Source organism: Mucilaginibacter ginsenosidivorax (genome assembly GCF_007971525.1).
Taxonomy (GTDB): domain Bacteria; phylum Bacteroidota; class Bacteroidia; order Sphingobacteriales; family Sphingobacteriaceae; genus Mucilaginibacter; species Mucilaginibacter ginsenosidivorax.
On the sequence record NZ_CP042437.1, the window covers coordinates 5,644,333 to 5,663,721 of the forward strand.

At 41.2% G+C, this 19,389-nt stretch carries 26 protein-coding genes; 14 read left to right on the top strand and 12 right to left on the bottom strand.

Features of this window, described 5'->3' with window-relative positions:
* The first annotated feature begins 17 nt into the window (after window positions 1-17).
* Genes FSB76_RS23535 through FSB76_RS23545 form a run of 3 tightly spaced genes read left to right on the top strand, consistent with a single transcriptional unit; the run spans window position 18 to window position 1,636 of the window.
* A complete protein-coding gene (locus FSB76_RS23535) occupies window positions 18-500 on the top strand; it encodes a lysozyme (RefSeq protein WP_147057741.1) in 483 nt (160 codons plus the stop codon).
* Between the two features lie 7 nt (window positions 501-507).
* A complete protein-coding gene (locus FSB76_RS23540) occupies window positions 508-969 on the top strand; it encodes a phage holin family protein (protein WP_158642967.1) in 462 nt (153 codons plus the stop codon).
* Window positions 929-1,636, top strand: a complete 708-nt coding sequence (locus FSB76_RS23545; protein WP_147057745.1) for a hypothetical protein — start codon at window positions 929-931, stop codon at window positions 1,634-1,636. Before FSB76_RS23540 ends, FSB76_RS23545 begins: the two co-directional genes overlap by 41 nt.
* Before the next feature lie 2 nt (window positions 1,637-1,638).
* Here FSB76_RS23545 and FSB76_RS23550 read toward each other — a convergent pair whose 3' ends face one another.
* Entirely contained in the window at window positions 1,639-2,433 is a 795-nt protein-coding gene (locus tag FSB76_RS23550) for a hypothetical protein (protein ID WP_147057747.1), read from the bottom strand.
* A gap of 139 nt (window positions 2,434-2,572) precedes the next feature.
* On the opposite strand from FSB76_RS23550, the gene FSB76_RS23555 reads away from it, so the two are divergent.
* Together FSB76_RS23555 and FSB76_RS23560 are read left to right on the top strand one after the other, a co-directional pair.
* Entirely contained in the window at window positions 2,573-2,809 is a 237-nt protein-coding gene (locus FSB76_RS23555) for a hypothetical protein (RefSeq protein ID WP_147057748.1), read from the top strand.
* A 50-nt stretch (window positions 2,810-2,859) separates the two neighbouring features.
* Window positions 2,860-3,273, top strand: coding sequence for a hypothetical protein (locus tag FSB76_RS23560; RefSeq protein WP_147057750.1), 414 nt, complete (start codon window positions 2,860-2,862; stop codon window positions 3,271-3,273).
* Window positions 3,274-3,304: 31 nt separating this feature from the next.
* Here the strand turns inward: FSB76_RS23560 and FSB76_RS23565 are convergent, their stop codons facing one another.
* Window positions 3,305-4,510 (bottom strand): tyrosine-type recombinase/integrase, encoded by a 1,206-nt coding sequence (locus FSB76_RS23565; protein WP_147057752.1) that lies wholly within the window; start codon window positions 4,508-4,510, stop codon window positions 3,305-3,307.
* Window positions 4,511-4,588: 78 nt separating this feature from the next.
* Here FSB76_RS23565 and FSB76_RS23570 point away from each other — a divergent pair, with 78 nt between their 5' ends.
* The 4 genes from FSB76_RS23570 to FSB76_RS23585 all read left to right on the top strand — a co-directional run bounded on the left by FSB76_RS23570 (window position 4,589) and on the right by FSB76_RS23585 (window position 8,405).
* Window positions 4,589-5,002: an EVE domain-containing protein gene (locus FSB76_RS23570; RefSeq protein WP_147057754.1), complete on the top strand. Its 414-nt coding sequence runs from the start codon at window positions 4,589-4,591 to the stop codon at window positions 5,000-5,002.
* 53 nt (window positions 5,003-5,055) lie between these two features.
* Window positions 5,056-6,135, top strand: coding sequence for a carbohydrate-binding family 9-like protein (locus tag FSB76_RS23575; protein ID WP_147057756.1), 1,080 nt, complete (start codon window positions 5,056-5,058; stop codon window positions 6,133-6,135).
* Window positions 6,128-7,207, top strand: a complete 1,080-nt coding sequence (locus FSB76_RS23580) for a family 10 glycosylhydrolase (RefSeq protein WP_147057758.1) — start codon at window positions 6,128-6,130, stop codon at window positions 7,205-7,207. Before FSB76_RS23575 ends, FSB76_RS23580 begins: the two co-directional genes overlap by 8 nt.
* Window positions 7,208-7,421: 214 nt before the next feature.
* Window positions 7,422-8,405, top strand: a complete 984-nt coding sequence (locus FSB76_RS23585; protein ID WP_147057760.1) for an aldo/keto reductase — start codon at window positions 7,422-7,424, stop codon at window positions 8,403-8,405.
* 156 nt (window positions 8,406-8,561) lie between these two features.
* On the opposite strand, the gene FSB76_RS23590 is transcribed toward FSB76_RS23585, so the two are convergent.
* The 9 genes from FSB76_RS23590 to FSB76_RS23630 form a co-directional block, all read right to left on the bottom strand.
* A complete protein-coding gene (locus FSB76_RS23590) occupies window positions 8,562-9,011 on the bottom strand; it encodes a MarR family winged helix-turn-helix transcriptional regulator (RefSeq protein ID WP_147057762.1) in 450 nt (149 codons plus the stop codon).
* A gap of 57 nt (window positions 9,012-9,068) precedes the next feature.
* Window positions 9,069-9,263 (bottom strand): DUF5522 domain-containing protein, encoded by a 195-nt coding sequence (locus FSB76_RS23595; RefSeq protein ID WP_147057764.1) that lies wholly within the window; start codon window positions 9,261-9,263, stop codon window positions 9,069-9,071.
* A 64-nt stretch (window positions 9,264-9,327) separates the two neighbouring features.
* Window positions 9,328-10,272, bottom strand: coding sequence for an MBL fold metallo-hydrolase (locus tag FSB76_RS23600; RefSeq protein WP_317131355.1), 945 nt, complete (start codon window positions 10,270-10,272; stop codon window positions 9,328-9,330).
* Window positions 10,273-10,325: 53 nt separating this feature from the next.
* Window positions 10,326-10,922, bottom strand: coding sequence for a dephospho-CoA kinase (gene coaE, locus FSB76_RS23605; protein ID WP_147057766.1), 597 nt, complete (start codon window positions 10,920-10,922; stop codon window positions 10,326-10,328).
* A gap of 599 nt (window positions 10,923-11,521) precedes the next feature.
* The gene (locus FSB76_RS23610) at window positions 11,522-12,469 is read right to left on the bottom strand and encodes a CdaR family protein (protein ID WP_147057768.1); all 948 of its coding nucleotides are present in this window, start codon (window positions 12,467-12,469) and stop codon (window positions 11,522-11,524) included.
* 157 nt (window positions 12,470-12,626) lie between these two features.
* Window positions 12,627-12,953 carry a preprotein translocase subunit YajC gene (gene yajC / locus FSB76_RS23615; RefSeq protein WP_147057770.1) on the bottom strand — a complete coding sequence of 109 codons (327 nt, stop codon included), beginning with the start codon at window positions 12,951-12,953 and terminating at the stop codon, window positions 12,627-12,629.
* 21 nt (window positions 12,954-12,974) lie between these two features.
* Window positions 12,975-13,412, bottom strand: coding sequence for a DUF1573 domain-containing protein (locus FSB76_RS23620; protein ID WP_147057772.1), 438 nt, complete (start codon window positions 13,410-13,412; stop codon window positions 12,975-12,977).
* Window positions 13,413-13,493: 81 nt separating this feature from the next.
* Entirely contained in the window at window positions 13,494-14,441 is a 948-nt protein-coding gene (locus tag FSB76_RS23625) for a transcription antitermination protein NusB (RefSeq protein WP_147057775.1), read from the bottom strand.
* A 48-nt stretch (window positions 14,442-14,489) separates the two neighbouring features.
* On the bottom strand, window positions 14,490-15,575 hold the full coding sequence (locus tag FSB76_RS23630; protein WP_147057777.1) for a Glu/Leu/Phe/Val family dehydrogenase: 1,086 nt from the start codon (window positions 15,573-15,575) through the stop codon (window positions 14,490-14,492).
* Between the two features lie 377 nt (window positions 15,576-15,952).
* On the opposite strand from FSB76_RS23630, the gene FSB76_RS23635 reads away from it, so the two are divergent.
* Together FSB76_RS23635 and FSB76_RS23640 are read left to right on the top strand one after the other, a co-directional pair.
* Window positions 15,953-16,786, top strand: coding sequence for an SDR family NAD(P)-dependent oxidoreductase (locus FSB76_RS23635; RefSeq protein ID WP_147057778.1), 834 nt, complete (start codon window positions 15,953-15,955; stop codon window positions 16,784-16,786).
* 45 nt (window positions 16,787-16,831) lie between these two features.
* Entirely contained in the window at window positions 16,832-17,143 is a 312-nt protein-coding gene (locus FSB76_RS23640; protein ID WP_147057780.1) for a hypothetical protein, read from the top strand.
* A 42-nt stretch (window positions 17,144-17,185) separates the two neighbouring features.
* Here the strand turns inward: FSB76_RS23640 and FSB76_RS23645 are convergent, their stop codons facing one another.
* Entirely contained in the window at window positions 17,186-17,671 is a 486-nt protein-coding gene (locus tag FSB76_RS23645; protein WP_147057782.1) for a CAP domain-containing protein, read from the bottom strand.
* 170 nt (window positions 17,672-17,841) lie between these two features.
* Here FSB76_RS23645 and FSB76_RS23650 point away from each other — a divergent pair, with 170 nt between their 5' ends.
* From FSB76_RS23650 to FSB76_RS23660, 3 genes are all read left to right on the top strand, one after another.
* Window positions 17,842-18,207: a response regulator gene (locus FSB76_RS23650; RefSeq protein WP_147057784.1), complete on the top strand. Its 366-nt coding sequence runs from the start codon at window positions 17,842-17,844 to the stop codon at window positions 18,205-18,207.
* Between the two features lie 64 nt (window positions 18,208-18,271).
* Window positions 18,272-18,775, top strand: coding sequence for a peptide-methionine (S)-S-oxide reductase (locus FSB76_RS23655; RefSeq protein WP_147057786.1), 504 nt, complete (start codon window positions 18,272-18,274; stop codon window positions 18,773-18,775).
* Between the two features lie 98 nt (window positions 18,776-18,873).
* Window positions 18,874-19,377, top strand: a complete 504-nt coding sequence (locus FSB76_RS23660) for a GNAT family N-acetyltransferase (protein ID WP_147057788.1) — start codon at window positions 18,874-18,876, stop codon at window positions 19,375-19,377.
* Window positions 19,378-19,389: the final 12 nt, after the last annotated feature.

Sequence of the window (19,389 nt, forward strand, 5' to 3'; positions counted from 1 at the left end):
AGCCTATTTCCCGGTTAATGAGAATAGATGCAGCCGGAAGGGATTTTATATACAAACAGGAAGGGGTAAGGCTAAAAGCCTATTACGATGTTGCCGAAGTTGCTACAATTGGGGTAGGTATGACTTATTACCCGGCTACTGGTAAGAACGTTAAAATTGGTGATATCATCAGTTTAGAGCAGTGCGATTCAATGTTTATCGCTATGGTAAAAAGTTATGAAGATGCGGTAAACAAAGCCGTTAAAGTACCCCTAAATCAGTCACAATTTAACGCTTTGGTAAGCTTCACCTACAATGTAGGCATTGGCAACGCTACCAAAGGTTTTTTGGGTTCAACCCTGCTTAAAAGGATAAACGCCAAAGCTTCACCAGACCTTATAAAAGCCGCTTTTTCAATGTGGATTAAAGCTTCTGGTAAGGTTATTCCTGATTTGAAAACACGTAGAACACTTGAAGCCGATATGTTCATAAAATCAATGAATAATGAACATAACATCTAAAACCATAATGAACTATATTTCAAATTTCTTCTCTGGCTTATGGGCTTTTGCAGGTAAGTATTCTATACTATTTCTGATGTTTTTGACACCAATACACCCGTTATTATACACGATTTATATATTACTAATATTTGACCTGATAACCGGGGTGACCAAAGCTTTAAGGAGTAAAGAAGCTATAACCAGTAAGCGTATGAGGGACACCATTATAAAATTTGTGTTCTATTCAATAGCTGTATTCATTGCTTTTCAGGTTGACATAACCCTGTTTAGTGCTGTAGCCCTTTATCTGTCAAAACTGGTCGGCGGTTACATTATACTAATTGAGTTCCAAAGCAATATTGAAAATATCAGTACCATCACCGGGGTAGACCTTTGGATGATGATTAAAGATAAGGTAGTTGCTTTTTTTGATACAAAATTGAAAGATGCAGCCGAAATTAAAGATGATTCCAAAGATGATAAATAACGATAAACGAAACTTTTACTTCCTGTTAATCATAAGTTTTTTTGCTTGTTTAGCCTTGGGTTGGTATTCTTACCACCAATATCAAATAATTGAAACCCGCACTAAACAATTAGCAGCTATTACCGATACTGTACGCTTATACAGGACTAAGACAGGCGGTTCAGGAGCAGGGCGCACAATCTTTGTCGGTAGCAAAGAAGATGCCTTAGAAGTGCTTAAAACAAGTGATTCTAAAGCTTATCAGGCTGTTAAAAATACATCAGGTTTACGCAACTACACCGATATGAAAACCGTTACCCGTATTGATACAGTAGTTAAAGCTGATACTGTTTATATGATTAAAGATTCAACGGGAAAATTAAGTTATAGTCTGGTGAAGGATATTCAAGAACCTAAGAAATGGTACACTGCAAAGGTTGAAGTTAAGAATGATTCAGTAGGATTGAAGCTATCAATGCACGACCGTTACCAGATAATCAGCCACGATAAAAGCAATGGTTTATTTAAGCCTAAATCTTACGTTATAAGCGTAGAAAATGAAAATCCATACGTTACTATAACTGATGTAAAATCATTCGAAATTCAGCCTAAAAACAAGCATACAGCCATTAAGATAGGCGGGGTAGTTGCAATAAGTGCAGCAGCGTTTTTATTACTGCATAAGTAAGCTTAGCGTTGAGGAAGTATGCCTACCTTTATTACAATTTGTTCTGGATTAGTTAAAGGAGATTGGAAAACTCTTATTGCTGCACCGTCATTTCCTTCAACGAAAGTTCCTCGGACAATATTATATCCATTTTCAGCGAGATATTTTTTTAGTTCGTAAGTGAAGGTTTGGGCGTTTGATTCTACGGTAGCAAATACGCAAAGTTTTTTTCCTTGTATATTAAATTCTTTTGTTAATTCTTCTATCCTGTTTAAAATCTTAGTTTTATCATCATCAGTAAGATGTCGTTCACCGAAAATTACATTACCAACAACTCCGTTGTTTGTGCCAACATTTACATTATTTCCATTGCCAGAAACTGCTACTGTTGGCGTTTGTAGTTGTTTCTTTGATGTATCACGTGACGGTTTAACAATCGTTTTAGATAGGTAGATATTTGATTTATGTTTTAACTTCTTTGAACGTACTTTTAAAAGAGTATCTAATCTATTTGTTACATCATCCTTCTTAACTAAAACAGGGGGAGTATTTGATTTTTTTGGAGAGTGATAATTTGGTGAAACGTTTTTTACACCAAAATGAGGTTGCATTCCGAAATAACCCAAACAAGTGAGTAAAATGCTTATAAAAGCTAAAACTTGAAACCACGTTGTGTTCCACCATTCATTTTGATGAATATTAGGGCTTTTTGATTTTTCATCCAAATGGGTAGTTATTCCTCCGGTTCGCCCCGTACTATGTACAATGTCGCCTCTTACTTTTTTTATTTGAATGCCTACTTTCTTATTTTTACTCATTTAATTTTTACTTATCCAAATATAATATTTTTTATTTGCCTGCTAACAAGGTTAGTAATGATAGGAAGTACTATTTTTCCACATTTAGTTAATTGCTAACTATTTTGGTATAATTTCGAATGTGATTAATTTGAAGTTTATGGCACCAGTAGGGGATGACCTGATAAAGGTTGAAGTGGGTGTACCATCTGGTATGGAAGGTAATACATATTACGTAACCATTGATAGTTACTGCTATGGCTCAATAATCAAACGTAATGGTGAATGGGTGCGCTTACACATTAACAACGGAGAATTAACAATAGATGACGTGCAAGCCCTCGGTGAAAGAATAGATGAAGCTTTAGAATTAAAATCAAATGAGCGAAGAAAATAAAACCTTTGCTCTTTTTAAATATAAATGTAAATTAGTTGAAAACCTAAATTATGGAAATTGTTTCACTTTTTGGCAGTACTATTAGGGAAACTATTGATGCCTTTAAAATTGTCGATGAGGTTATATCACTAAAGGATTATATTAAGTTAGGAGAACGATACAATAGAAAAATTGTATTGCGAGATGAGGCTGTTACCTTCGTGGAACCTAAAGATGGGGCAATTTCTGTTGATGGTTCAAAAGACGACCAAACTACCAGATTAAATAACCCTCCTAAGAGGAAGTCAGTCCGGACGGAAATTGCAAATGATATCTTTGAAAATCGTTTAAAAGCTATTATGCGAATAGTAGTTACTTTAATTTTATTAGGTATAAGTGTTTATTTGTTGGTAGTAAATACTACTGAATCGAAGACATTACCCTGTTCAATAATTAGTGCGGTAACTGGTTATTGGCTTAAATAAAAAAGCCCGTTGCCGGGGCTTATCGTTTAATCTAAAATCGTTTATTTTCAGATGGTTTAATGATTTTCTTATTCAACCTTTCCTTTACGTACGCTATCGTTACATTTGGGTTAGCGTGTCGGTTACGTTCACTTATCGTCTGAATACCAACCCCTGATTCTAAATCGTACCAGTCGGCACTATGTTTCAGGGCGTATAATTTTAAGTGTGATGGAATGTCATACTGTTTCCTAAATGCCCTCCAACGTTGTCCTAAAAAATCCTGATGCGCTTGTTCTGGTTTAGGGGTATTATGATTGGCAAAGACAAAGTAATCTTTAGGCGTATCCCTGATGTAATCATCTAAAAGGTTAAATAATTCATCAGTTAGTTCCCACTTAGCTTCATTACCGTTTTTAGTTTTGGTTGGTTCTAAGGTTAAAAGCTTTTTTTCAAAATCGATGTTATAAACCTGTATCCGGGTAATCTCGATAGGGCGGATGTTAAGGTAAAAAAGGATTTTGGAAGCAATATATAATTCTCGGTAAGCAGCGTCTTTTTCTAACAAACCCACCACGTTTTTCAACTCACTTTCTTCAAAAATCACAAATCTGGATGAATCATTTTTGGTGCTTTTCTTTTCTGAATTAGCTACAGGACTTTCCGGGATAACCTTTTTTGTAACAAGGAACTTGAAAAAGGTGTTCAGGTCGGTACGGTAGCAGTTATATGAAACTTTACCCCAACCCCGTTCTTTAGCTGTGGATTGTAAGAAGTTGTCAATATCTAAGTAAGTAAAGGAACTTGGTTTACGGAAAAGAAAGTTTTTAGCTTTTAACCACGTGGTGAAATATTCCATTAGGTATTTATTGCTTTTCAAAGCCTTCTCGCCCATAGCATTATTGGCAACGGATTCTTCACGGGTTTTAATCCAATATTCCATACATTCAGAAATTGGCGATAGCGGGGTTATCGACAAATCATTAAATGTGCCTGTTACAGGATTCCATCCGTTTGATAATAGTTCAATTAAATCTTCTGCTAATTCCTTGCCCTGTTTCTTTAAAGTTTTGGTATCACCGTTACGGTCAAGTTTTGCCGATTTTACTATTTTTTTATTTTTATTGGTTTCCGGGTTAAGAAAGTTGAAATAAACAAATGGCTTGTTATCTTTATCCCTTATGACTGGTATGTATAAATTGAAATCAATTCCCTCCCACGAGGTCAGTAAAATTGTCTGGCTTTTTTTCTCTTTCATTTTTTGTAAAGTTATGGATTTTATAAATTTTTCGTTCCCTAATTTGTTCCCTATTACCTCAAAAAGTGCCTTAACGATATGAAAAACACACTTTTTTGGTTAGTAAAATCCGAACCCGTAAAATATAGCTGGGAAAAATTCAATAAAGATGGCCGCACCTTTTGGGATGGCGTACGCAACTACCAGGCACGCAATAATTTAAGATTGATGCAAGAGGGCGACCTGGTGCTGTTTTACCACAGTAACGATGGTAAGGAGGTAGTTGGCATAGCCAAAGTAGTTAAAGAAGCTTACCAGGACCCAACAACCGAAGACCCAAACTGGGTTGTGGTAGATCTTTCGCCTGTAGAAACATTAAAGAAGCCGGTAACCTTAGAAACAATAAAAGCCGATGAACAACTGAAGGACGTTGGGCTTGTAAGGCAGGGCCGCCTTTCGGTAATGGCGCTAAAACGCGAGGAGTTTGACCGTATTTTAGAGCTGGGCAGCTAATGGCCATGCCACTTGCAGTCAGTCGCGGTATACAAACGGTGTTTCTTACAGCGATGTTATTTACTCCCCAAATTACCAAGGCACAATCGCCATTTGCCGGCCTGGAGAATTTGTTTGCAACGCCCGAAAATTACGTGGTAAAACATATTGCAAATGCGCCGGTAATTGATGGCGATATTAACGACGCCGCTTGGCAGCAAGCAAAATGGACCAAAGACTTTGTTGATATTGAAGGCGACCTTAAACCCAGGCCGCCTTACAAAACCAAGGTAAAAATGCTTTGGGACGACAATTATTTATATATAGCCGCCCATATGGAAGAATCACAAGTATGGGCTACTTTAAAAAATCACGATGATATTGTATATCACGATAACGATTTTGAATTGTTTATCGATCCATCTACAACAACCCATTCCTATTACGAAATTGAGGTAAATGCGCTGAATACCATTTTTGATTTATTTTTAAATAAGCCATACCGCAACAGGGGAGGCGGGCTAATAGGCTGGGATGCCAGCGGCCTGCGTTCGGCAGTTAAGGTGCAGGGCACACTCAACAACGCATCAGATACTGATGAGGGCTGGACGGTTGAAATGGCTATCCCTTTTAGTGCCATCACCATGGGATTTAAATCGCAGGTTCCTGAAAACGGCACCATTTACCGGATAAATTTTTCACGGGTGGAGTATGATACTAAAATTGCGGAAGGCAGAAATGTAAAACTGAAGGATTCTGCCGGGCGCGATCTTCCGGAACATAACTGGTCGTGGTCGCCGCAGGGCGAGATTGCCATGCACAGTCCCGAACATTGGGGGTATCTTTTGTTCAGCACACATGAGGCCGACGATGTGGTATTTAATATGCCCTATGCCGAGGAGCAAAAGAAATACCTTTGGCTGGTTTACTACAGGCAAAAACAATGGTACAGGCAACATCATGAATATACCTCGTCGCTTGGTAAATTGGGTATTAACAATAAGTATGATATTGCCGGTATCAGCAATAAATTAAAGCTGCAAAGCACTCAAAACCAGTTTGAGGCTTTTATTACCGACGCAAAAACAAACACCACCTATACCATAAACCACGAAGGTTTTATAGAGCAATTAAACCCGATACACCATGAATAAGCGCGAATTTTTAAAAGCCGGTTTATTGGCCGGTGTTGCTGCCCAGTTGCCATTGCTAAGCACCGCAGCCCCGGTAAATACCGCGGCTGCAAGAAAAAAAACAAAGAAAAACTGGATATGGATAAATCCTAACCTGAAGGATACGGATGAGGAGCTAAAAGCCAATTATACTGCCTATAAAGCTAAAGGGATAACAGGTATATTTTTTGAAAACGACAGCGAGCGGCATTTTCGCGCGGCTAAAGCTGCCGGAATTGAAGCCCACCGCTGGATATGGACTTTTAACCGTGCCGAACTGCTCACTGAGCATCCCGAGTGGTACAGCAAAAGCCGCAACGGCGATTCATGTGCCGATAAACCACCCTACGTAACTTACTACCGCTGGCTTTGCCCATCGCGCCCCGAAGTACAGGATTACCTGACGACTACTGTTGATAAGATACTGGCTTTGGATTATGTAGATGGTATTCACCTGGATTATGTGCGTTATTGCGATGTTGTACTGCCAGTAAACCTTTGGGACCACTACAAAATTGAACAAACCAGGGAATTGCCTGAATATGATTTTTGCTATTGCGAAGTTTGCCAGGCCAAGTTTAAAGAACAATACGGACAGGATGTAAAAGCAATACAATACCCGGATGCCAGCCTTTCGTGGCGGTTGTTCAGGTATGGTAATATTATCAGGGTAGTCAACAAAATTTCGGAGGTGGCTAAACAACATAAAAAGGCCATAACCGCGGCTGTGTTCCCAACGCCCGAAGTTGCACGCCGCAACGTGAGGCAGGACTGGACAAATTTTCACCTGGATGGCGTTTGCCCCATGATTTATCATGGCTTTTATAAAGAGGGTGTAAGCTGGATAGGTGACGCCGTGGCCGAAGGTGTACACTTTTTGGATGGAAAATTCCCGCTGTATGCAGGCTTATATATATCCGATTTTAAAAATGACGATGAAGTGCGCATCGGGATACAATATGCATTAAAAAATGGTGCTGCCGGTATCTCATTTTTTGGCAGAGTGACACCTACGATATTAGATATTTTGTACGAGGAAACGGGGAAGTCATAACTAATCGTTATGGCGAATGACCACCAGGAAAAATCTGAAAAAAATGTTATGACGTGCAACGAAATGTAGCTAAATCAATGTTCTAAGCTACCGTCATTGAGGTACGAAGCAATCCCCGACATGCTCAGTTCCACATAGTTCGGGATTGCTTCGTACCTCGCAATGAGGGAAATTTTATACTGACAGCCAATAACTTACAAAAGGCATTAACCATATGAACTACAGAAAATTTAAAAATACCCCCATTGCCAAAGTTGGCCTGGGTACCTGGCAATTGGGTAGCGCCGATTGGGGCAATGTAAATGACGATGACGCCTTCGCCATATTAAAAGCATACACCGATGGAGGAGGAAATTTCATTGATACCGCCGATGTTTATGGTATGGGGGTAAGTGAATCCGTTATTGGCAGATTTTTAAAAACAACAGATAAAGAAATATTTGTAGCTACCAAACTGGGCCGCCGCGGCGATGCACCAAACGGCTGGCCGCAAAACTTTACCTACGATATAATGAAACGGAATGTGGAAGACTCGCTGAAGCATTTGGATGTGTCGCAACTATTTTTAGAGCAATTGCACTGCATCCCAACCGAAGAAATGAAATCGGGTAAGGTATTTGATCATTTACGTACCCTGCAGCAGCAAGGCCTTATCAAGCACTTTGGCGCCAGTGTAGAAACGTCCCAGGAAGCGCTTATTTGCCTGGAGCAGGAAGGTCTGGCATCGTTACAGATCATATTTAACCTGTTCAGGCAACATGTGGCCGACGAAGTTTTTGCCAAAGCCAGGGAAAAAGACGTCGCCATTATTGTAAGAGTCCCCTTAGCCAGTGGGTTATTATCCGGTAAATTTAACGCGCAAACCAAATTTGCCGCAAATGACCATCGTAATTATAACGCCAACGGCGAAGCCTTTAATACCGGCGAAACATTCTCGGGCATCGAGTTTAACGAAGGGTTGAAGCTATCTCAACAAATAAAACAAATATTACCCGATGGGAGTATGCCGCAATGGGCTATCCGCTGGATATTGGATCATCCGGAAGTCACCACTGTTATCCCCGGTGCATCAAAAGTATCACAGGTTGATAGTAATGTGGGGGCATCTGCTTTGGAGCCCTTGTCGTCAGCTATTCATCAGCAATTAAGGAGTTTGTATGATGCGGAAATTATTGGGAAGATAAGAGGGCATTATTGATCCTCGAAATTTACCGGGTTGAGATCGCTAAATATCGACTACTGAACGTCCAACATCGAATAATGAAGGTAAAACTTCGGTGTTGGACATTCATTATTCATTATTACTATCCCTGCGTTTTATTTTACTTAACCGAATAGCATTTTAGATAGACTACTATCCACGCAATTTATCCAACAAGTCGCTTAACTGTGCGGCTTCGTCTGGTGTAAGGTTATCTTCAAGAATTTTGCGGGTTTTAAACTCTTCATCCATTTTGGCAAGGGTTTGAAGGCCAAGGTCGCTTATACGGATATCAACAGCCCGGCGGTCTTTATTGTTGGTGCAACGCGAAACCAATTCTTTTTGGATCAGGCGATCAACAATGCGGCTGGCGTCAGACATTTTATCAATCATCCTTTCTTTCAATAAATTGATGGTGGCGGGTTTTGGGTATTGCCCCCTTAGTATCCGCAGGATATTAAATTGCTGTTGGGTAAGGTTATACTTATCAAAATGGCAACGGAAAGCATTGTTTAACCATCCAGAAGTGTAGGCAATGTTAATGACTACCTTGTGGTAATTGTCTTCAAATTTGTTGCTTTGTATCTCGTCGTCTATCCGCATAATAGTTTATAATAACCAAAGTACAAATATGTTTATTTATTTTTAAATTGAGGTAAACTAATCGGGTATTGGCTTTTGCCCTGGCAGGTCATCTGGGTTAAAGTTGCTGCTGTCCAATTTTGGTTTACCATAGTCCCAGGGGCAGTGCAGGCATTTATTTTTGCAGCAATAGCCGCGCGCTAAATGATACTGCTTTGTAAAAACAAAGTTGCCATCCTCATTAATATAATAATCAATACCCTCTTTCAGCATGAATACCAAATTTTAGCTGTTAGTCATTAGCTGTACAGGTTTGCATATCTGCACATCAATATAATCAGTTGAGTATTTTTACAAATATCTCATCTTTAAAATAATTCTTCAAATGCCGGCCGTCGCCATGCAGTGTCCATACCTGCTTTGGCTGGGTACGGGCAATGGTTTCCAGGATATCTTTCCAGTCCACATGGTCGGATATAAAAAGGGTATCCTGGCTGTTTACCTGCAGGTTTTTCCAGCCCGATGCAAACAATCGCTTTACACCGGTGGCCCTGATGTAGCTGTCAAAAGTAAACGGAGGCACTATATATACAAATTCGTCCTGCACTTTCATTAGCTTACGGCCATAAACCTGGTATTTGCCGGGGCGGTAGCCCATGTTTTCGTAAATGGCGTTAATGGGCATAATTTTATGATGCACCAGAATTTTTTTCCGGGGGGCGTGTTCAGTTATCAGGTTAATAAGCCGCTGGCTTTTGCCCAGCCCATAAGCACCCAGCAAAATATTGATCTTGATATCGACGATCTTTTTAATCTCCTCAACCGGATCAGGGTGTATAACGGCAGGGTCGGCAAAGGTGCTTTCGGTTATCAGAACATCGGTTTTTACCCATTCTATGGGCTCGCAGGTGGCATCGGGTTGTAGTTTATAGTCGCCGGTGTACAGGTAACGGGTCCCCTCGTACTCCATAAGTATCTGTGCCGAACCAAGCATGTGACCGGCCGGTATAAAAGTAATTTGCACCCTGCCAATTGTAAAAGGCTGGTTAAAGGGTACAATGTGGAAAACTTTGGCGGCAGTGCGTTCATACCTTAACTGCATTACGGTTGCCGTGGCGCGGGTACAATAAACATCGGTATTGCCGCTGATGGCATGATCGGCGTGGGCATGCGTAATAACGGCATTTTTAGCAGGCAGTTTAGGGTCGAGGTAAAAATCGCCATACTTGCAGTAAAGGCCTTTATCATCTATAAGTACAAAATCGTCGAGTATCATTTTCATGAGCTAAAAGCTTAAGGCGTACAGCTAAAAGCTAATGTTTAATTCGTTATAAGTTAGTTATGGGCAAGGGCCAGATATTTTTGGTGCAGGGCAAGCACCTGCGGAATTACCAACCTGTTATCATCGTTTATAATAACGTCATCGGCCAGTTTTTTCTTTTCATCTTCTGGCATCTGGCGGCCTTCGCGTTTTTTAACTTCATCAACACTAATGCCGTCGCGTTGCACTACGCGGGCAATGCGTTTATCCAGGGGGGCGGTTACAATGATAGAACGGTCACAGGTTTTGTATGAGCCGCTCTCGAATAATATAGCCGCCTCGCGAATGATGTAAGGGGCATTTTTTGCTTTTGCCTCAAGTACTTCAAAAGCCCTGAAAACGGCAGGGTGCACCAATGCATTAAGTTTCTCTAACTCCGCCGGATTATTAAAAACAATAGCGGCAATATATTTGCGGTTTAAAGAGCCATCAGCAAAATAAGATTCGGCACCAAATGTTTGCTTAATGGCGTCTATAAGTATAGCATCGGTAACCATAACCTTTTTGGCTTCGTCGTCGGCATAAAAAACCGGTACACCCAATAGCTCAAATACTTTAGCTACAGTGGTTTTGCCGCTGCCTATATTGCCTGTTAAACCAATTTTAAGCATTTGCAGGGATTGGTATAGTTAGTCATCGAAATTAAATATATCATTCTTGAAAATGGATCCGCTTTATCCTTAATTATAGGTTTGTAAGGTTGTCAATGAAATACGGGGAATCGCGCGTAATAGGTTTTTTAATGCTGAGATAGGTAGCCCCTATGGGGCATAAAAGAAATTTAGATAAATATTACTACAAACAGGTAGCCTCTACGAGGCAAGCGCCTTTATTTGTATGATATGATGCCTCGTAGAGGCAACCCATTTTGTAGAACAATATCAAATGTATTTTTTGCCCCATAGGGGTTACCTTTCTACACCAAATTTTTAAAAGCGGTTTCCCTGTAATTAGATACCTTCCAAACTGGATTCTTCATTTTTTTGTTTTGTTTAAAATTTTGTTGGAGATAGAAACTTCTTTGGAAAAATCAATGGTCGATTTTTTACTTAAGTTAGCATCTGCCTTTTTTATAAATCCCTTAGCGACATTTCCTTTAAGGATAGGCGCGGATCTTATTGGTATCGTCATAAAACGAGTATTTATCTACAAAGATATTCCTTCCCTTAAAAACAGTATCGATCTATTTTAGAAGTACCACACATATTCATTATTTTTTGATAATAAAATCAATATTCGCCGGGCTTACTTTCACTATTTTACAAAAAGGAGGGAAGCGCGTTAACTGCACCGGCAGGGTAGAGTAGCCATGATCGCGCCAAAGATCAAGATCGGCGGTAGCCTCAAAAAGATCATCGCTCATATCCTTATAACGGCTTAACGACGTGGTAAATGTCACTTTTACCTTTTGCGGAAACACCTTAACGTTATCGTAATTATGGTTGTTGATGAGCTTAACCGGGATATCCAGCGTTTTCTCGGTAAACTCATCCACCGGGATATTCACCTGTACACTTTTAGGGTATATGGTTAAATTACCTTCGGTTACCGGCTGCAAATTTATCCGCGTGGCAATGCTTTCATTTACATTGCTTGCCTTTATCGAATCAGTCTTCCATTCGTCTATCTTTTGTAACCTGTCGGCAGGGCCGCTTACGGTTACATAGGCAGGCTTGATAGATACGTTGCCCGATATGGCAAACTGTTTTTGGTAATCAATACCCAATAAAGCCCTTACAGGTACTTTTTTGGTAAGCCGGTTGGTGAAATCAAAATATAGGGTATCGGGGTCAATGGCCGTAATTTGCTGGTTGGCATCTCGTTTGGCATTAATGAGCTTAAGCTGCGAGCTAAGCACTACGTAATTGCGGCTTTCCAGGGGTGTTAAATCGACCGTGATGGGCTTACTATCGGGCTTCATTTTCGAAAAAAGCATTTGCCAGCCTGTACCTTGTATGGTAATTTTTATGGTATCTGCCTGCAGGGGGTGGAAAGCCTTTTTTTGCGGTGAGTTTTTGTATACTAATGCCTCGTTAATAATAAAGGGCAGCGGACTCGATAGCGTAGTAAAAATCCACGCAACAATGGCCAGGCCAAGGCAGGTAAAAAATACCGATAGCCGCCGCCGTTCTGTTGTGGATAGTTTTACTATTGCCATATTATTGAGGTTGTTATTGATGTTAAAGGGTAAAGGCGAAAGGTTAAAGGTAAATGTTCACAGGTTGAACTGCTAACTACCAATCGCCTTTCGCCTTATTATTTAGATTAAGGACAAGACACCTTTATCCTTTTACCTTTAACGTGTAACCTTTCACCTACTTAACTACAGCAGGTGTATTTAATGCTTTTGATGCATCTAATGATATTGCCGATTTATCGAAACGGATTTTTCCGTTCTCAACCTCAACTAAAAAAGTAGAGTCGTTAAGGTCAATGATGCGGCCATGAATGCCAGCTGTGGTCACCACTTTATCGCCTTTTTTAAGTTCATCTACGTATTTCTTTTGGTCTTTTTGTTTTTTAACCTGTGGGCGTATCATAAAAAAGTAAAACACTACAATAATTAATACCATAGGTATTAAAGTACTGTAGCTACCAAAAGCACCGCCTGCAGCGGCCTGTAAAAAAATTGTTGCTATCATTGTTTAAATTAATTGAAATTATTATTTTAAAACCTCGCCAATAAGGTGTACCATAGTTTGGGCCGGTACGGTATTGGCGGTTACGGTTATTTGTTTGTCCTGCAAACCGCTTTTGCCTGCGCTGTTAAAGGTAACTTTTATAATGCCGCTTTCGCCTGGTTTAACAGGGGCTTTGGGCCACTCCGGAATAGTACAGCCGCAGGTAGCATGTGCCTCGCTGATAATCAGGGGCGACTTGCCTGTATTGGTGAATTTAAAATCGTAGTTAACTTTATCGCCGGTTTTTATCTTGCCAAAATCATGGCTTTCTTTTTCAAACTTCATTACCGGCGCGTTAGCCGCGTTGGCGGTAGTTGTAGCCGCACTATCGGTTGTAGCCGCAGTACTGCCGGTTTTTGATTGGTTACAGGCCGATAATAGTAAGCCTGCCGCTACTAAGCTTAAAAACAGTTTCTTCATTTTATATAGTCGGTTTTTATTTAAAATCTCTTAAAAATCGGGTGTTAAATTTTACAACTTAGTACCCAATACTTATCAAAACTATTCAATCAATCCTCTGCCAATTTTTTTGATCTTGTTTTCGGCCTTAAGGTCAATCAAAATCTTGTCTAAGATACCGTTTATAAATGAATTACTCTTAGGTGTGCTAAACTCCTTTGAAATTTCAAGGTACTCGTTAATGGTAACTTTTACCGGGATTGAAGTGAAGTTTACAAACTCCGTAATGGCCATTTTCATTAACAGCGTATCCATCATCGCAATGCGGTCGGGCTCCCAATTGGTAGTTTTAGCGGCAATTAATTCCTGGTAGGGCTTATCAAAACGGATGCTTTTTGCAAAAAGGTCAACCACAAATTCGCGGTCTTCGGCCCAGTTACCGGTTATCTCGGCAAGCTGATTTTGTTTAAAATCTTCGCTGCTAAAGTTTTTGAATGTTTTGGCAATCAAAGCTTGCAAAACATCCCTGTCTACAGGCCAAAAAATGAATTTATCCTCAAAAACCTGCTCGGCCAATGATGATTTTAAAATCACTTTTTTGAAAATAAATTTAATGATGTCTTTATCCGTTTGGATGGTATCGTCGGTTTTGGCCAGGTATTCGGCATACTCGGGCGATTTTTTTAGGGTTGTAAACAGGGTTTTAGCCAGTTCGGGTTCAAAACCCCAGTCAACCTTGTATTTTTTTGAGGCGATAAGATAATCCCGGTTATCATTCAGGGAGAGGATAAACCTGTTGCTGACTATTTTAATATTGGCATTGAGGTCCTCGGCGGTGGGTAAATGCTTGTTGGCGCGCTCCTCTTTATCATTTGCGGCATAGTTAGCCACCTCTGAAATGAGTGATAACATCCAGATATACATTTCAAAAACTTCATCTATACTTCCCAGCATGTTTTTTTCATACTGTTTAATGTCGGTGGTGTCCGATTGGTGGAACGCGTATAATGCCTGTAGTACTTTTACCCGTAGGTGCCTTCTGTTTAACATGTGTAAGAACGATTTGGCCGGCCAGCTGGCCAGCGGTTTAAACTATAATTAATATGACGATTTTACTTTTTTAATATCCGTAATTCTTTTCTCTGCTATTTTATTTGCTGCTACAACGGTAGAAATGTTTTCCAGTTTCGAGAGCTTTAAAATATTGCGCGTTACCTCGTAAATATTTTCGGTAAGTTGCAACGTGCGTTTTTTGCTGAATCCCATTAACTCCGAATAGCAATTAATAATGCCGCCGGCATTAATAACGTAGTCGGGCGCAAATAGTATATTTTTGTTCAATAACATTTCGCCATGAACCGCCTCATCCAGTAACTGGTTATTGGCCGATCCGGCTATGATGCTGCATTTTAACTTGTTTATGGTTTGGGTATTTACAGTGCCACCCAGCGCGCAAGGTGCATAAATATCGGCATCGATATCAAAAATACTGTTATTTGATACCGCTTCGGCGCCGTATTTTTTGGCAATTTGCCCAACGCGTTCTTCCTGGATATCGCTGATATACACTTTTACTTTTTCATCGCGCAGCAGGCGCACCAGGTGCTCGCCAACGTGGCCTACACCCTGAACAATAACCGATTTGCCCGCTAGGGTATCGGTGCCAAACTGTTCTTTAACACAAGCTTTTATCCCCATAAAAACACCCTGTGCCGCCACAGGCGAAGGATCGCCGCTGCCGCCAAGCGTTTCTGGGATACCGGTAACATGCTGGGTTTCCATGCGGATGTATTCCATATCGCGTGGATTGGTGCCTACATCTTCAGATGTGATGAACTCGCCGTTAAGATTTTTGATAAAGCGACCAAATTTGCGCATCATCGCCTCGGTTTTATCCCGGCGCGAATCGCCAATAATTACCGAATAACCGCCGCCCATATTAAGCCCCGCGATGGCGCATTTATAGGTCATGCTTTTGGCCAGGCGTAATACATCATTTAACGCATCGCCTTCGGTTTTATAACTCCACATGCGGGTGCTGCCAAAAGCAGGCCCAAGGGTGGTGTCATGAATAGCGATGATAGCTTTCAGATTGGTATCCGGATCGCTGCAAAACACCACTTTTTTATGCCCGAAAACATCGAGTTGGCTGAAAATGGATTGTTGTGATTGTTGATCGGGCATTAGTTATACTACGGTAAATGTTTTAAGGCGGCACAAAAGTAGATGTTTTTTTGGTTACAGCAAAGTTTATTAAAGGCTAATGTAGTTAGTTCATAGGCATAAGTTAAATTAATGCGGTTCATTTACCTGTAACGAAATGTTTTTTATGCAAACAGTGGTTTATACGTACAAGAATAACCTGGGTTGCCCGGGGCTCTAAAAAAAAATTCTTGCCGTAACACATCCTCCTATATGTCGCAAATGCACCCCGAAATTGTCTGCAATAACCCATCTTAAAAAGGATATTTAGTTATAGGTTTGTATAACGATGGTGATCGCTTTACCCTTATCGCTGTGGGGCATCGAGTGATTGATATGTTTTAAAAACCGGAATTAATATGTTACTCCAAAACAAAAATGCCATTATTTACGGTGCGGGCGGTTCTCTGGGCGGCGCGGTTGCAAAAGCCCTGGCTGTAGCCGGCGCAAAAGTGTTTTTAACAGGCCGCACGCTGGCCCCCTTGCAAATAGTTGCCGATGAAATCATTGCCCTTGGTGGGCTTGCCGAAGTTGCCCAAGTTGATGCATTTAACGCTGACGCCATTAAGCAACATATAGCTACAGTTTTAAAAACAGCAGGCACATTGGATATTTCGTTTAATGCCGTTGGTGTTGATGTTAAACAGGGTGTTCCGCTGGTTGATTTATCTGCAAATGATTTTGTGGAGCCGGTAACGGCCACGCTGAGAACCCGGTTTTTAACCGCTACAGCGGCGGGTAGGGTGATGGCCGAACAAGGTTCGGGTGTTATCCTGTTCCTTACTGCAACGCCCGGTGGTATCGGGTACCCATATACCGGCGGCTTTGCCGCTGCCTGCTGCGCGGTTGAAAGTTTTAGCAGCAACCTGGCATCCGAAGTTGGCCAGTATGGTGTACGTGTAGTAAACATCCGTTCGGGTGGCTCGCCAGACTCCAGGGTATTTGCAGATGCTATTAAAGATCGTCCTGAAGTAATGGCCATGGTATTGAAACAGATGGAGGCTGATACGATGCTGAAAAAGCTGCCGCTCATGGCTGATATTGCCAATACTGCCGTATTCCTGGTTTCGGATTTAGCAGGTAACATAACCGGTGTAACCATCGATGTAACGGGCGGAACTACCGCGGCCCTCAACTATCGGTCAAATCCGGAAGTCCGAAAGACGGCACGTCCGAAATTTGAGAAAGACTGATAATCCAAAAAATTGCCAATTTGATAATATAAAAGCGTTAAAAAAATGAAAGTAGTACGCGTACAATATACCACTAAGCCAGAGTTTGCACCCATTAACCAGGCCAATATAGCAGGCATTGTTGCCGAGTTAAAGCGGTTAAACCACCCCGGCATCAAATACACCTGCTGGCTGCTGCCCGACGGCAAAACCTTTATGCATTTTGATCAGCTGGAAAACGAAGAGGCTCACCAGGTACTGCAATCATTGGCCTCATTCAAGAAATTTGCCGATGAGCTTTGGGCAAGCGGATTGGAAACAGAGCCGGTATTGGAATTACTGAACCTTGTGGCTTCAACTGAGGCATATTTTGGGTGATCGACGCTAACCTCCGCGATCTCGCAATAATATTTTTATTTGCTAATGCGCCGAAAAAACCTGTGTCCAATACTTCCCGCTGGTGGCAACGCCCATTTGGCTAAAATCGCCATTCATAATGTTTTGGCAGTGGCCGGGGCTTTTAATCCAGCCAACCATTACATCAGTTTCGTTGGCATAACCTTCGGCAATATTTTCGCCGTAGGTAGAGAAAATATAATTTAGGCTCATTAGCCTGTCGCCGGTGTTGGTGCCATCGCTGCCGGTATGGCTAAAGAATTGTTTCTCGTCCATATCATTACTGTGCCTTTGAGCGGCTACCTGTAGGGTATCGTTCCAAACAACGGGGTTTACCGGCGGATAATAAACAGTACCACAGGTACAGCCCGACGCCCGGTAGTTGTTCACCAAATCCAATAATTTAGCTTTCGACGGATTATCGGGTGCCAGTACTGCCTTACGGCAAGAGGTACCCAGTATGATCACGCTTATAAAAGGGAGTATCAGTTTCTTAACAATATTTAGCATGCCAGGTTTTACCGGTAATAAAGCCCCAATTTAATTTAAAATATGTTAATAACAACGATGACCGGAGCTATTGCGTTGGTAACACCCAACTCTTTCTTATTTAAACAAGGGAGCACTAACCTAAATCATTGGCATGAAATTTAGACTATCTGATACATATAACCAATGCCATGAGCAAGAATATACTAATTGTCGACGATGACTCTGAAATGGTTGAACTCATTTGCCTTATACTGATGGAAGAAGGCTACAATGTTTGGACGCTTACCAGCGGCGAAATGATTGAAAAAACCATGGATACCTTTAAACCCGACCTGATCCTGATGGATGTAATGCTGGCTGGCCTGGATGGCCGCGAACTGTGCAAAAACCTAAAGGAAAGTGCTGAAACCAATCATATCCCGATAATCCTGATTTCGGGCTCGGACGAATTGCGCCTGGATGGCTACGAAAATAGTGCTCCTGACGATTTTATCCCCAAACCTTTTGATATCGATTCGTTACTGCAAAAAGTAGGTAACCAGTTGGCAGCTTAGGGTATAAAGGTTTTCATTCTCCTGCAAAATACACCGACCGATTGTTAAATTTGTGGACTAAAAAATGGTCAGCAAAATAGGTTTTGGCGGAAGTTGCCATTGGTGCACCGAAGCAATATTTTTATCGTTAAAGGGAGTGGTAGCTGTTCAGCAGGGCTGGATAGCGTCTGATGGCCAAAATTCTACTTTTAGCGAGGCCGTTATTGTTGAATTTGATGAGAGGGCAATAGCAATACAAACACTTATTGCGGTACATTTATATACCCACAGTTGCACGATTAATCACAGTATGCGGGATAAATACCGGTCGGCAGTTTATACTTTTAATGAAAGGCAGGCAATGGCCGCACAAAACGTTATTGACGCCCTGCAACCGGAATTTAAAAGTGCTATTATCACCAAAGTTATTCCTTACAAACGTTTCCGGCTTAATAGCGACAGTTACCTGAATTACTACTACAGTAACCCCGATAAGCCTTTTTGCCAAAATGTAGTGAACCCTAAATTGAGAGTGCTGCTGGCGCGTTTTGCTAACGTGGCAGACGCCGGGAAACTAAGCCACCTGTAAAGCCGATCTGACACCTACGCATATTCAGTCTTGATACTTGATACTAACTACTTGATACTCGTTTTTGAATTTGGCACATTTGTTAAAATTGAATTGTTATGAGTTTTAGTCTCGAATCGCGGCGTCTTATTATCCGGCCTTTTATTGCTGCCGATGAAGCACCTTACGTTAATATACATATGGACCCGCTGGTGAATGTGTATTTACCAGTACGCACGGCCGAACAGTATAGCGAACTGTTGCAACAAAGTATGGCACAGCCTCACGCAGCACTTAACCGCTGGGCTATCGTTGAACGCGAAACGGGCAATTTTATGGGTAGCTGCCTGCTACGCGAATTTAATGCGGGCGATGATGCAGTCATTGAACTGGGCTACAGCCTTGCAGCGCCCTATTGGGGCAAAGGATATGCTACCGAAATGGCAAAGCTGGTTGTTGACTATGCTTTTACTATCCCCCAAACCCAGAAAGTAGTGGCCGTTACCGATCAGGAAAACAAGGGTTCGCAAATGGTGCTCCTCAAAAGTGGCTTTATCGACCAGGGGCTGGTTGACAGGTATGAAGGATTGATCCTGTCGTATTTCGAATATCCGAGGAGGTAGTTTTTAGTCGAA